A 13,421-nucleotide genomic window follows, 5' to 3' on the forward strand; every position below is an offset into this window, starting at 1 on the left:
GCAAGCATTCAAGAGGAATGCACTAGGGCAGAGGCGGATCGACCGGGAGAATGTGTCTATCTGTTACAGGGGAGTGCCCGTATGGGCGACAAACTGCTTGAACCCCTGCGCATCACACCCACACGTTTTTCGCACCAAAGGTAGTTTCCATGACTTCTCCCTCTACAGAAAAACGCGGCTGGAGCGCGGTGCTTGCCATGTCGTTGGCCGCATTCGCCCTGGTCGCTTCAGAGTTCATGCCCGTCAGCCTGCTGACGCCCATTGCGGCAGACCTGCACATCACGGAAGGCCAGGCAGGGCAGGGTATTTCCGTGTCCGGTGCCTTTGCATTGATCACAAGCCTGGTCATTGCATCGATCGCCGCTCGCGTAGAACGCAAGAAGTTGCTGCTGTGTCTGACCTTGCTGATGATCGTGTCAGGCACGGTCGTCGCGCTCGCGCCAGGCTATCCTTCATTCATGATCGGACGTGCTTTGATCGGCATAGCCATCGGCGGTTTCTGGTCATTGTCGGCGGCGACGGCAATGCGTTTGGTAAAGCCTGATCAAGTTTCCCGAGCGCTGGCCATCGTCAATGGCGGTAACGCTCTGGCCACGGTAATCGCCGCACCGGCGGGCGCGTTCCTTGGCTCGCTGATAGGCTGGCGCGGCGCTTTCTTCTGTGTGGTTCCTGTTGCAGTGCTTGCAGCCGTATGGCTGCTGATCAGCCTGCCGTCGTTCAGTGCTGAGCGCCAGGCAGGTAGCGGTAACGTTCTGCGGCTGATGAAGCAGTTGCCAGTCGCATTGGGAATGGTCGCGGTGAGCGTGTTTTTCATGGGACAGTTCATGCTGTTCACTTATCTGCGGCCATTTCTTGAGGGCGTGACTGGCGTCAGTGTCTCAACGTTGTCCTTCATGCTGCTGGGGCTGGGACTTGCAGGGTTTATCGGCACCTTTCTGATCGAAAGGTTTATGGGGAGCAGCCTGTACCGCACGCTGACAGTTATCCCGCTGATCATGGCTGGCATCGCACTGGCTCTGGTGAACTTCGGCGAATCGCCGGTACTGACCGCTGTGCTGCTTGGCCTCTGGGGATTGGTCGCTACGGCCGCTCCGGTCGGATGGTGGACATGGCTGGCGAAAACTCTGCCTGATGATGCGGAAGCCGGAGGAGGCTTGCTTGTGGCCATCGTCCAGTTAGCTATCGCGGGAGGAGCAATCATTGGTGGCCTGGCATTTGATCTGAGCGGTTACAAGGCCACATTCGAGCTCAGCGCAGCCGTGTTGGTCGCCGCTTCTGCGCTTGCTTGGCTAGCGGGTCGCCATGCCACCGAAGTTCATCTTGTCGGGTCTAACGCGACAGCCTGACGAGATCGGGAAGGTGGAGTGCACCGATGCATTATTGAGTAAGCAAAGACTGCAAACCCTTGTGACCATCAACGATCAGGCTTCGAATCAACGCCTGATAGTGCTCGGCGGTATTCGGTTCCTGAAGGTCGAAACATGCTGACCAGGTGACAAGGGTTTGTTCTTGTCCCGTGATCGCTACCAAACGTACCGTTGCGACATAGTTGTCCAGAGGCAGCGGCGCCTCCTCGATACAGTAGGACAGCGTTAAGGCGCGGTCATCGACCGACAACAGGCGCTCTCTGACAACCGCTCCATCAGTCAGTGTCAGTTTGCGAACGCAAGCGACTGATCCATCAGGCCCACCTCCTTCGATGCTGCTTTCTGCAATCGAGGGATGCCATTTATGGATCTCACCAAACTGCTTCACCACACTCCAGACGCGCTGTGCATCGCTGTTCAGGACAGCGGAAAAATCAACCATTGGCATTGTCTACACCCTTTAAATGAACAGTTGGTCGATCCCGGAATCAGGTCCGCCGGGACCGGTTGATGCTTACACGTCGAACTGGTGATAAACCTTGGCGATCACCTTCCAGACGCCGTCAATTTTGATCAGCGTCAGGTAGTCGTTGTAGTCAGCGCCAATCGCATCGTTTTCCATGTCTACACGCACCACAGCGGTGGTCGGCGTGATTGCCAATACGTCGAGCCGGGTGGTGATTTCGGGTGCACTGCCGTTCTTTTCAACGAAATCAAACAGGTTGTTGATCGGGCCGCCGAGCAACTCTCCATTGGTGAAACCGTACATCACCGCGTGTTCATGGAAGGCTTGCGCAACGCTTTCAGCACTACCGATCCGGAGACCTTCAACATACTGATTGGCGGTGGCGATGACAGCGTTGTACTCAGCGGTGGGTACTGCTTTGATATTTTTCGACATGGTTCTTTCCTTTCAATGAAGGCGAGCTACAGCGGTTCTGATCAGAACCGCACGCGGCTTCATGCACTTGGGTGGGTGTGGTAGATCTTGCTGACGATTGTCCACTTGCCTTGCACCTTCAGCAGGTTGAAGAAGTCGGTGAAGCGAAATCCGGAAATGTTGTCGGTATCCACTCGGGCACTGGCTGCGGTGCCGACGATATCGATGCGAACGATTGCGGCTTTGGCTTCGGGAGAGGGGCGGAAGACGTTATCGATGACGTCGTACAGGTTCTGAATCGCGCCGCCGACGAGCTTGTCGCCGTCAACGCCAAACAGAGTCGCCTGCTCGTTGAATGCAGGCTTCATCAGCGTGCTGTCTGCCTTTGCGCCACCTTCGTTGTACTGGTTAAGCACCTCGACGATTGCGTTGTATTCCTGAACGTAAGTTGGAACGGACATGATGTATTCCTGAGTGAATAAATTAACGATGACAGCGAAGCTGCCGGCGGGCGCGATGACTGAACGACCGTCACCAATCCTGGCGGGTCGGCGAGATGATCAAGTCGTTGACGGTGACGTTTTCCGGTTGGTTGAGTGCGTAAATCACCGCTCGGGCGATATCGTCAGGGGCGATGGCGATCCGGTTCAGTTCCTTGGCAGCCTTGCGCCCCTCGGGGTCACTGACCTTGTCGGCCCAACCCGTATTGATCACGCCAGGGCTGACGGTATTGACGCGGATGCCATGCTGCACGCCAAGCTCCTTGCGCATGGACTCGGTCATGGCCTGAACGAAAAACTTGGTAGCGCTGTAAACACCTGCGGCCTGTCCGACCTGGTGGCCCGCAACGGAATCCATATTGAGGATCTGCCCGGACTTGTGCTCCAGCATCAACGGCAGCACCGCCGCAATAGCGTTGAGGTAACCTTTGATATTTACATCGATCATCTTTTCCCAATCGTGCACAGCCAGATCGACCCAGTTTGAGAACAGCATCAGCCCGGCGTTGTTCACCAGAATGTCGACGGTGCCGTAAGTTTCCCGGGCAAACCTGGCGAGTGCCTGGGTTTGATCCGGTTGAGTTACGTCAGTGGTAAAAGCGACCACCTCACTTCCGGCCTTGCGCAGTTCGCAGACGAAGGATTCCAGGCCTTTTTCATCGAGTGCGGCGGCAACGACACGTACACCGTGTGCTGCCAGCGCGCGGGTGGTTGCCGCGCCGATACCGGAGGATGCGCCGGTGACGATGGCGACCTTGTTTTGCAAATAATTCATGCTCACACCTCTTTGCGGGAATGCGATTGCGGTCCCTGCGCCTTGCTTGGCGAAGGAAATGGCTACTCAGGACTCAAGCGTTAGCGGTTGGCCAATCGATGTAACCTTTGGCGCCACCGCCGTAGTAGCTTTCGCGTGGCGCGATGGTCAGCTCGATGCCGCGACGCAGGCGCTCCACGAGATCGGGGTTGGAAATGAACAATCGACCAAACGCCACCGCGTCAATCCGGCCCTGCGCCCGACGCTCGAGTGCCATCGCCAGGTCGTAGTTGTTATTGCCGATGAACGCCCCTGCAAACTGCGCACTCAATGCGTCCAGATCCACATCGTCAGGGACCGTGCGAGAAGTGGCCGTGGCGCCTTCAACGAAATGCAGGTAGGCCAGATTGAAGTTATTGAGTTGCTGGATCAGGTAACCGTAAGTCGCCATGACGTTGCTGTCGGGAGGCGTATTACCGGCATCCGGCGTAACGGGCGAAAGGCGAATACCGACACGCTCGTTGCCCCAGATCGACACCACGGCCTCGGTCACTTCCAGCGTCAGTCGAGCGCGGTTCTCGATGGAGCCGCCGTATTGGTCGGTGCGTTGATTGGTGGAATCGCGCAGAAACTGATCGAGCAGATAGCTGTTGGCGGAATGGACCTCCACGCCATCGAAACCGGCCCGTTTGGCATTCTCTGCAGCCAGTTTGTATTGCTCGATGATGCCGGGAATCTCCGAGGTCTCAAGCGCACGAGGCATCGACACCTCGACAAAGCCCTTTTCGGTGTAAGTGCTACCTTCAGCCTTGATAGCCGAAGGCGCCACGGGTGCATCGCCGTTGGGCTGTAACTCGACGCTGGAAAAACGCCCCACGTGCCACAACTGGCTGACGATTTTGCCCCCCGCCGCGTGCACGGCGTCGGTGACTTTTTTCCAGCCGGCGACCTGTTCTTGCGACCAGATACCCGGCGTCATGGCATAGCCACGCCCTTGAGCGGAAATATTCGTCGCCTCGGCAATGATCAGGCCGGCGCTGGCACGCTGAGCGTAATAAGTCGCATGCATTTCATTAGGTACGCCGTCGTCAGCCATTCGGCTGCGTGTCACAGGTGCCATGACAATTCGGTTGGCCAATTGAAGCGCGCCCATTTGCATGGGGGAAAAAAGATCGGTTTCAAAGCCAATATCAGTCATAAAATCTCCAGTTAATTAGACCGGTCGTCTAGTGAGGTGCTAAATAAAAACGCCTCTATGCCAGCAGGCGCTTACTCGTGATCTGCCATTCTTTGCGCCGCCAGCGCTTAGCCGCATGCTGCTGGGTGAGTCCCTGAAGGTTCCAGTTCGACCTTTTCCCACTTGGCGATCACCAGCGGCGCAATGGCATTACCCAATACATTCAACGTGGTAGTGCCGCTGTCGATAATCCTGAAAATGCCGGCGATCAATGCCACACCCTCCAATGGAAGACCGGCAGATGCCAATGTGGCGGACAAGATGATGATGGCAAACCCCGGCACTCCTGCCGCACCCTTTGAGGTCAGCACCATCGTCACCACCAGCAGGATCTGCTGGGACAGCGACAAGTCGATGCCATAAAGTTGCGCCACAAAGATCGTCGCCACCCCGAGAAAAATCGACGCACCATCGAGATTGAACGCATAACCCACCGGCACCACGAAACTGACGATCCTGCGTGGTACACCGTAGCTCTCCAGCTTGGTCATCAATTGCGGCATGACGGCTGCTGAGGCGGCACTCGAAAACGCGAGGATCAGTTCATTGCGGAAGTACCGGATCAATTTGAAAATGTTTTCGCCAATCAAGTAGCAAATGCCACCCAGCACGACCAGTGCGAAAGCAATCAGCGCCAGATATACAACAGCAATCAACTTGAGCAGGGGCAACAGTGAGGCGAAACCGAACGTCGCCACGGTCGCGCCGATCATGCCAAACACCCCGATCGGCGCGTAGGCCATGACGAGGGAGACAACCTTGAACATCGCGTCCGAAATACTTTGAACCAGTGCGATGACGGGTGCGCTTTTGTCTTTCGGTAACGCATTCAATGCCAAGCCGAAAAGAACGGCAAAAAACAGCACTGACAGCAACTTCGCCTCCGACATCGCCACCAATATGTTGTCTGGAACGATGTTCTGCAAAATGACCAGAGCCCCTTTGGACGGCTCCATGTTGATGGCTGCAGAGTTGTGTGAGACGCCTGAAATGTCGGTACCTGTTCCGGGTTCGAAGAGGTTCGCAAAACACAACCCTATAACGATCGCCAGCGCGGTAATCGCAAAGAAGTAGCCGAGCGACTTAATGCCCATACGGCCAAACGACTTGCTGTCTCCACCGCCAGCAATACCCAGGATCATGCAACAGAACACAATCGGCACAACCACCATCTTCATCATCTTGATGAAGATGTCGCCGAGTGGCTTCAGAATCTCTGCGCTGACCCATGTTTGATATTGCGGATGCGTATTGAAGTACCAACCTACAAGCACGCCAAGCAGCAGCCCGGCAACGATTTGCCACACCAGGGGAATACGTTTCATGTCTAGCCTTCTTGTTGGAATGAAAGGTCTGCGTCTATTCGCAGTTGCTAGAGTCATGAGCTTCCAGCTCACTTGAGATCCAATGGCACAACACAGTTGTGCCATTGATGTGCTTATTTCGCGAAGAGCTGGCTCATATCCTTGAATGCCTTGAACTCCAAAGCGTTGCCGCATGGATCAAACAGAAACATGGTGGCTTGCTCGCCCACCTGGCCTTTGAAGCGAATGTACGGTTCGATCACAAACTCGGTGCCGAAAGACTTGAGGCGCTCGGCCAGCGCTTCCCATTGCTCCCAACCCAGGATGATGCCGAAGTGCGGAACGGGAACATCGTGACCATCGACCGGATTGCTGTGAACGCTCTCTTGTGAGGCGGTTTTCGGGTGCTCGTGGATCACCAGTTGGTGACCATAGAAGTCGAAATCGACCCACTGGCTGCTTGAGCGTCCTTCCTCAAGACCCAAAACCTCACCGTAAAAGGTCCGCGCTGAAGCCAGGTTGTAAACAGGGATTGCAAGGTGGAAAGGCGAGAGGCTCATCAGAACTCCAAATATTTTTTGTTGGTTGGCGAACATTCCCACCGGCATGGGCTGTCAGGATTCAGCCGTTGTCGGGGATGGGAAGCATCGTAGGTCGTATAACCAAACATAAAAATCAATATATATTTCTTAGAAAAACAATTAATATTTGTGAATGATCAAAGAACTGAAAACACTCATCGCTGTGGCGCGGGAAGGCACTTTTGCCGCTGCCGGCAACAAGATCGGCCTCACTCAGGCGGCCGTCAGCGCACAGATCCAGCGCCTGGAGGCTGAGCTCGGTTTCGAAATTTTCGACAGAAAAGGGCGCACAGCCCACCTCAACAAAATGGGCCAGCAAATACTCCTGCAAGCGCAAGAGCTGCTCAGACTTTATGAAAGTCTGGGCTCAACGACTGTGGGGCAACCTCCAAGCGTGCTGGTGAACATTGGTGCTATCGCGTCCGTACAGCGTTCCTGTCTGCCCGATGCGCTGGCCAAATTTCACCAGCAATGTCCGCAGTGCCGCACGCGTGTCATTCCTGGGTTGTCGATGGAGTTGGTGAACCTCGTCGATGCCGGCGAGATCGACATGGCCGCTATCATTCGCCCTCCGTTTTCACTACAAAGCGATCTGCGCTGGACGACGTTGGCGCTTGAGCCTTACCGTCTGATCGTGCCGCGCGATGTGCCCGGTGAGGACTGGTCGAAACTGCTTTCCAGCCAGCCATTCATTCGTTATGACCGATCATCATTCGGCGGCCGACAGGTCGATCGCTTCCTGCGACAGATGCATTTCAACCTGCATGAAGTTTGCGAACTGGATGAGTTGGAGGCCATCGTCAAACTGGTCGAAAACGGCGTTGGCGTTGCGCTGGTACCGCAAACTACTCCGAATCCTGAATGGCCAGCAGGTGTCCGGGCACTCGACCTGGGCGTGCACACATTTCACCGTGATATCGGATTGATACATCGATCTCGCCGAAGCTTTACTGAATCTGTGCGGACACTGGCTGACCTGATCAGTGATCAATTCAAGCGTGGCTTTTAACGAAGAGAGTTTTTCTCCAATGACCGCTGGGGTTCCAGCCAGTCAGAATGAAGCTGCGCAAAACGCTCTTGCAGCCATTCAATGAAAACTTGAACCTGTGGGGCCAGATGCGTCCGGCTCGTGTTGACTGATGGCCAAGGCAAAGTCTTCGGGAGTTGGGCTTTCCGGCCACTGGGCTACACCTTCAGGCAACGAAATCCAGGGCTGTTTACGCTTGGTCCAGATGTGTGCCAAGGGCTTCAAACGATCCGCGCCGTGGAGTACGCTGGCCCGCAATACACGCATGCCTGGAGCCGCGTCAGTCTCATTGAACAGCCGGGTGAAACACTTGCCGCATGCGTACTCGGTCGACGTACGCCCATCCGTTGCATGGATATAAGTGAGCATCCTTCCCGAAGCCTCAATCGCCTGAGCGGGACAGAGCATATGCAATGCGAACGCACTGCCGCTCCATCGCTGGCAGTTCAGGCAGTGGCATGCATATATAGGCGGAAGTGCTTCAATCTGCATTTGAAGATGCACTTGTCCGCATCGGCATTGGCCGGTGAAACCCATGATGTTGCTCCTTATAATGCTGCGCTACGAGTCAGGGGTTCATCATCCATGCTTCTCGAATCCACCAGAAGACAATTAATGGAGCAACCGTTGGTACGGAATAGATGAGCGGGCTGGAATGGGAAAGCCAGCGAGTGTTCCTGGCGGTTCTGCGCAGTGGCAGCCTATCGGGCGCCTCCAGGTTGCTGGGAATTGCGCAGGCAACGGCTCGTCGACGTCTCGACAGCCTTGAAGCGGGTCTGGGCGTGAAGTTATTCACACGAACCTCTTCGGGGCTCGTGCCTACAGCATCGGCACGTGGGCTGGTTCACCATGTCGAATCCATGGCGATGGCTGCCGAGGCGTTCAATCGCATGGCCAGCGCTGAAACGCAGGTCACGAGTGGCACCGTCAGGCTCGCAAGCAGCGCTTTTCTGGGCGTCGAGGTGCTCCCGGGGTTGATGCGTGAGTTTCATTACAAGCATTCAGAATTGAAACTTGAGCTCAGTATCAACGATTCGCTGGAAGACATCGCCCGACAGGAGTCAGACATCGCTGTGCGCCTCGTACGCCCGAGAGAAGCGGAAATAGTCGTGCGACGCGCCGGTGCTTTACGAGTGGGCCTGTTCGCAAATGCCCAATGCCTTGAACGCTATGGCGAGCCTGCAAATCTCGAAGAGGTGCGTCGCGCGCCACTGATTGGACCCGATCGCCGCACTGCTGACTTACGCAGACTGGTCGAGGTGGGGCTGTGCGAAGTAGACCAACCGTTCTCTATCGCCACCGATAACCACCTTGCTCAACTCGCCGCACTCAGAAATGGTCTCGGATTTGGCTTATGCGCTACCACCGTCGCAGCGACCTATGGTCTGATCCAGTTATTGCCTGACAGCTTTGGCTTCGACGTTGATGTCTGGATTGCCATGCACAGTGACCTGCGCAAAGTTGGGCGCATCGCCAGAACATTCGAAGCCTTGGGGGAAGCGCTGGCCCTTTATCTGGACGAAAGCAGCGTACAGAGCACAGCCAAACACCCTAAACATCTGGTCGCGAGCAATTTGATTTGAGTAGGCAGCGCCGGTATCAGAAGGGAAGCGTTGCGGAAATGGCTGAAACGATCTAAAGAGTATGAAGCGAAAAATCGCGAACTCCAGAAACGACAAAGCCCCGAAAAATCAGGACTTTGTCGTATATAAGATGGCGGAGGCGATGGGGCTCGAACTCCGCCAGCGCGGCGATAAATCCGCTCGGTAATGTCGCCTTTTGTGTGCCCAAGCAGCAGGCTGGCGTCACCCACATCGCTGATTTTCGAAGCGGCTTTCGGGCGGATTGTAGTGGTCGAATAGCGACCACCACTCATTGTGAGTGATCCACCCTTGTCCTCCCTGAACGTGGAGGACAGGCCATGAGCACTATTGCTACTTACAGCCATCAGCCTTGGAACAACATCTCTCCACCAGACAGTACGCTCGGATAGTCAAAGCGTGGGTAACAGCCATTGGCCTTGACGCACGATGTACGGTACTCATTCGCTAGGGAAAACCAAAGCATCGCTGATTTATCGGAGGACGAAGATGTCTTGGAATGGCTGAACAGACGGAAGTTTAACCACCCGTTGCGACGGTCGATGCTAGACCGTCGCGATCCGCCCCATTGGCGCCGATTACCAAGGGCTGGAAACGACCAATACTTACCACTCAACTCCGCCAGGTTTCATCTGAAAGTAGACGGAGATAAGAGTTGCTGAGTACCAAAAAGAGCAGCCAGCTCGTAGGAATTTTCCTACAGTCCAGTCGGAAAAGCCTGAATTTTTGCCGCTAAATTTCCTGTTCAAATCTCTCCTCAATGACTTTCGAGCTCTGGCTTGTTTAAGCCGGTCCTGAAAAAAATCAATGAATGAGAGATTTATGAACAGCATCTACCGAGCTATATGGAATCGCACACGTACCTATTTTATGTTGCCGTCGGAGTCGGCGTCTGACGTATTAAAATCGCGCAACAGCCTTGTGCGCTTATCTTCAAAAGCCCCGGCTTTTCCCTTGAGCACGTTGTCTGCCAGCTTGTTGTTGGCTTTTTCCAGCATGGGGCACGCCGCTGCTGTGCTCGTCGACGGTACGATCTATAACGGTACCGGGACAATGACGACATCAGGTGACAACAACCCTGTATTGCGGGTTATGAATGTCGGTGAGGCGACTTGGAGCAACGGTATTCTCAGCGCTTCAGGCACTGGCTTGGGCGCTGTGCTGGTAGAAACCAACTCCACGCTGAATTTGATCGGCATGACCGTAAATTCCCTCATGGCCAATACGTCTGGCTTGATGGCGTCTGGCGGCTCTACGGTAAACCTTCAGAACACCCAGGTCGCTACACTGGGCAACAGCGTCGCGCTGGATGTCAAAGAAGCAAGCCAGCTACTTGGTAACCATGTGCAGATCAACAGCACAGGCTCGGGCCTGCTCGTGACGAACTCGACGGCCGATGTCAGCAATCTCGATATTGTTACCCACGGATCTAACGGGTATGGAATTGCAACAACGGGGACCAGTAACGTCAACGTTCGCGGAGGCTCCATTGAAACCACCAATAGCAGGGGCTATGGAATATACGCCACCGCAGGCGGGACGGTGGTGGCGGACGATATTGCGATCAGTACTTCAGGGGACAATAGTCGTGGAGTGCTGGCCTCAGGAGAGGGTGCTCATATAAGTCTGGATGGCGGCAGCATAACCACCTCCGGAGGGTACGCCTATGGTGCTCAGGCATCCCAAGGGGCGACCGTTGATGTCAAGAACATGGACATCACCTCTAACGCCGAAGCCGTATTTGCTGATGTTGGAGGGACGGTGAATGTTGAGTCGTCAAACTTGCACTCAACGGCCACTGCCATCTCGGCCAAACAGGGAGGTGTGGTCAATGCGAACAATGTGAAGATCACCAGCGACGGATCGGGACCTATGCTCCGGGCATCTGTAGGCTCAAACCTCAACCTGACTAACAGTGAAGTGGATTTAGGGGAGCACGGTTTCTGGAGCAGCAAAATCGATGGCGGGATAGCAACGCTCGATAATGTCCGCATCCACGGTGAGCGCGGTGGCATCGGCCTCTACTCTGCATCTGGGGGTACTGTCATCGGTAAGAATGTCGATATCGCTCTCAATGGTAATGGCAGCTACGGTGTCTATGTAGGCACGGACGACAGTTCATCGGTGAGCCTCGAAGACTCACGTGTTGTGGTAAATGGCACGACCGCTGTCGGGATCGTCGCTCTGACATCGGGCCAGCATAGCGTTCATCTCAAAAACAGCCTGGTAAGCTCCAATGACTATGCTATCAAGGGAGGGGTTCTCGCCGGTGTTGATGTGACCGCTGACGGTTCAACGATTGAAGGTAACATCTTGATGGGCTCCCGTAGCGTGGAGACGAGCGGCGAGAAAATCGAACGCATGACACTGACCGCCACCAATGGGTCGCGACTCAAAGGCGACGTGTCGATCGACCATGATCAAACGCTAGACAGCGGCATCACCCTTGAAAGCGGTACGACCTGGCAAGGTGCAGCTCAATGGCTGGATAAACTTGGTGTAAACAGTGGAAGCGCCTGGACAATGACTGGCGACTCTTCGTTGGGTGCTCTTTCGTTGAACGACGGCCGTGTCAATTTCGACCACTCCAACGGCTTGTTCAAAACGCTGACGGTGGGCAATTTGAGCGGCAATGGCAGCTTCTTGCTTAACACTGACCTGGCGACGCTACAAGGCGACTTGCTCAAGGTTGAAGGGCAAGTTGACGGGGAGCACACGCTGATCGTTGCCGATTCCGGCCACCAGGCACAGGGTGGTGCACTGATGCTGGTGGATACCAACGGCGGCGCGGGGAAGTTCGATTTGTACGGCGGTAAAGTCGACGTGGGTGCCTTCCGTTATGGCCTCGAGCAGCGTGGCGATGACTGGTACCTGGCCGGCACTGCACAGGATGCGGGCGGTGGCGAGGAGCCAGTGGGTGATACCGGTGGCGGTGCCGGAGGTATCGTTGCGCCCATTGACCCCATTATCAGCAATCCTCAACCAGAGAACCTGAGTAAGGGCGCAAACGCTGCCATCGCTCAACAGGCGGCGGCCACGGGACTCATCGGTGCGCAGATGAATGCCTTGACCAAACGACTCGGCGAGTTGCGTATGGGCAATGATGAGGGCGGTCTGTGGACACGTGGCTTCGGTAAGGAACAGCGCATCAATACCGGTTCCAGCCGTGCCTTTGAGCAGCAGGTCAACGGTTTCGAGATCGGCGCCGACAAGGCCATTCCTTTCTACAACGGCAAGCTGTATCTCGGCGGTATGGCCGGACAAGGTGAGGCTCGTCAGAACTTCGGCGAAGGCAGCAAAGGCCAGATCGACAGCGCCATGCTCGGCACCTATGCAACCTACATCGACCAAAACGGCGTGTACGTTGACAGCGTGCTGAAATACACCCACTTGGACAACAAGGTCGACATCACCAGCAATATGGGCCAGAAGGTCGACGGTAAATACAAGAATCACGCAGTAGCGGCGAGTGTAGAGGTTGGCAAGCAAATCGATCTTGGACAAGGCTGGTTCGTCGAGCCACAGCTGGAGCTGCAAGCGTTCCGTGTGGGCAGTGGCGATTACACCGCAAGCAATGGCTTGAAAGTCGAACAGGATGCCGTTACTTCTGTTCAGAGCCGAGTTGGCAGCCTGTTCGGTCGTAACATGAAGCTGGATAACGGTATGACTGTGCAGCCATACGCCAAAGCATCGTGGATTACCGAACATGCCGGTGACAGCCATGTGAGCGTCAACGATGTAAGTCTGGACAGCAAATTGCCAGGTTCGCGGGCGGAAATCGGTGGCGGGGTAATCCTGCAAACCGCCGAGAAACACAAGTTCTTCATCGATGCGGAATACACCAAGGGCGATGGCATCGAACAGCCTTATTCGGTGAACGTAGGCTACCGCTACGCCTGGTAAAAGCCTCTACTGAAGGCCGTTACAGGTAAGCGAACAAGACCCGGATCTTTGAATTCGGGTCTTGTTCGTTTGTATTTTTGTTGATGACAATCGGCAGGTTCATTTCGTTATTTCAGACAAGAAACGATTCCTTCCCAGGAAAGTAACCGCCGCCTCTAGCCAATTGGGGCACATGACTAGTACGCATTGACGATTCTGTTGGCAATTGGGCGTTTAGACCACTGTCCGATTACGGCCGAAAGCTGCGTATCGAATGCAGCCGCATCC

At 55.2% G+C, this 13,421-nt stretch carries 12 protein-coding genes and 2 pseudogenes; 5 read left to right on the forward strand and 9 right to left on the reverse strand.

Annotation, left to right across the window (positions count from 1 at the left end; translation table 11 throughout):
* Positions 1-149: 149 nt before the first annotated feature.
* Complete coding sequence (locus tag IAI51_RS22190) at positions 150-1,346, forward strand: MFS transporter (protein ID WP_187680407.1); 1,197 nt, start codon at positions 150-152, stop codon at positions 1,344-1,346.
* A 31-nt stretch (positions 1,347-1,377) separates the two neighbouring features.
* Here IAI51_RS22190 and IAI51_RS22195 read toward each other — a convergent pair whose 3' ends face one another.
* The 7 genes from IAI51_RS22195 to IAI51_RS22225 form a co-directional block, all read right to left on the reverse strand.
* A complete protein-coding gene (locus IAI51_RS22195; protein WP_187680408.1) occupies positions 1,378-1,815 on the reverse strand; it encodes an SRPBCC family protein in 438 nt (145 codons plus the stop codon).
* Positions 1,816-1,881: 66 nt separating this feature from the next.
* Complete coding sequence (locus IAI51_RS22200) at positions 1,882-2,268, reverse strand: nuclear transport factor 2 family protein (RefSeq protein WP_187680409.1); 387 nt, start codon at positions 2,266-2,268, stop codon at positions 1,882-1,884.
* Between the two features lie 59 nt (positions 2,269-2,327).
* Positions 2,328-2,708: a nuclear transport factor 2 family protein gene (locus IAI51_RS22205; RefSeq protein ID WP_187680410.1), complete on the reverse strand. Its 381-nt coding sequence runs from the start codon at positions 2,706-2,708 to the stop codon at positions 2,328-2,330.
* A gap of 70 nt (positions 2,709-2,778) precedes the next feature.
* On the reverse strand, positions 2,779-3,522 hold the full coding sequence (locus IAI51_RS22210; RefSeq protein ID WP_187680411.1) for an SDR family oxidoreductase: 744 nt from the start codon (positions 3,520-3,522) through the stop codon (positions 2,779-2,781).
* A gap of 73 nt (positions 3,523-3,595) precedes the next feature.
* On the reverse strand, positions 3,596-4,699 hold the full coding sequence (locus IAI51_RS22215) for an alkene reductase (RefSeq protein ID WP_187680412.1): 1,104 nt from the start codon (positions 4,697-4,699) through the stop codon (positions 3,596-3,598).
* Positions 4,700-4,806: 107 nt separating this feature from the next.
* A complete protein-coding gene (locus IAI51_RS22220) occupies positions 4,807-6,063 on the reverse strand; it encodes a cation:dicarboxylate symporter family transporter (protein WP_187680413.1) in 1,257 nt (418 codons plus the stop codon).
* 113 nt (positions 6,064-6,176) lie between these two features.
* A complete protein-coding gene (locus IAI51_RS22225; RefSeq protein WP_187680439.1) occupies positions 6,177-6,602 on the reverse strand; it encodes a VOC family protein in 426 nt (141 codons plus the stop codon).
* Positions 6,603-6,756: 154 nt separating this feature from the next.
* Here IAI51_RS22225 and IAI51_RS22230 point away from each other — a divergent pair, with 154 nt between their 5' ends.
* Positions 6,757-7,632, forward strand: a complete 876-nt coding sequence (locus IAI51_RS22230) for a LysR substrate-binding domain-containing protein (protein ID WP_187680414.1) — start codon at positions 6,757-6,759, stop codon at positions 7,630-7,632.
* A 78-nt stretch (positions 7,633-7,710) separates the two neighbouring features.
* On the opposite strand, the gene IAI51_RS22235 is transcribed toward IAI51_RS22230, so the two are convergent.
* Positions 7,711-8,187 carry a GFA family protein gene (locus tag IAI51_RS22235; protein WP_187680415.1) on the reverse strand — a complete coding sequence of 159 codons (477 nt, stop codon included), beginning with the start codon at positions 8,185-8,187 and terminating at the stop codon, positions 7,711-7,713.
* A 104-nt stretch (positions 8,188-8,291) separates the two neighbouring features.
* Here IAI51_RS22235 and IAI51_RS22240 point away from each other — a divergent pair, with 104 nt between their 5' ends.
* Positions 8,292-9,233, forward strand: coding sequence for a LysR family transcriptional regulator (locus IAI51_RS22240; RefSeq protein ID WP_187680416.1), 942 nt, complete (start codon positions 8,292-8,294; stop codon positions 9,231-9,233).
* 140 nt (positions 9,234-9,373) lie between these two features.
* On the opposite strand, the pseudogene IAI51_RS28025 reads toward IAI51_RS22240, so the two are convergent.
* Positions 9,374-9,496: pseudogene (locus tag IAI51_RS28025) on the reverse strand (integrase); the annotation flags it as partial.
* Between the two features lie 89 nt (positions 9,497-9,585).
* Between IAI51_RS28025 and IAI51_RS28360 the strand changes: the two are divergent.
* Together IAI51_RS28360 and IAI51_RS22245 are read left to right on the forward strand one after the other, a co-directional pair.
* Positions 9,586-9,758: pseudogene (locus tag IAI51_RS28360) on the forward strand (integrase); the annotation flags it as partial.
* A gap of 315 nt (positions 9,759-10,073) precedes the next feature.
* Entirely contained in the window at positions 10,074-13,154 is a 3,081-nt protein-coding gene (locus tag IAI51_RS22245) for an autotransporter outer membrane beta-barrel domain-containing protein (RefSeq protein ID WP_187680417.1), read from the forward strand.
* The last annotated feature ends 267 nt before the right edge of the window (positions 13,155-13,421 follow it).

The sequence above is a fragment of the Pseudomonas sp. N40(2020) genome (assembly GCF_014472415.1).
In the GTDB taxonomy this organism is placed as follows: Bacteria; Pseudomonadota; Gammaproteobacteria; order Pseudomonadales; family Pseudomonadaceae; genus Aquipseudomonas.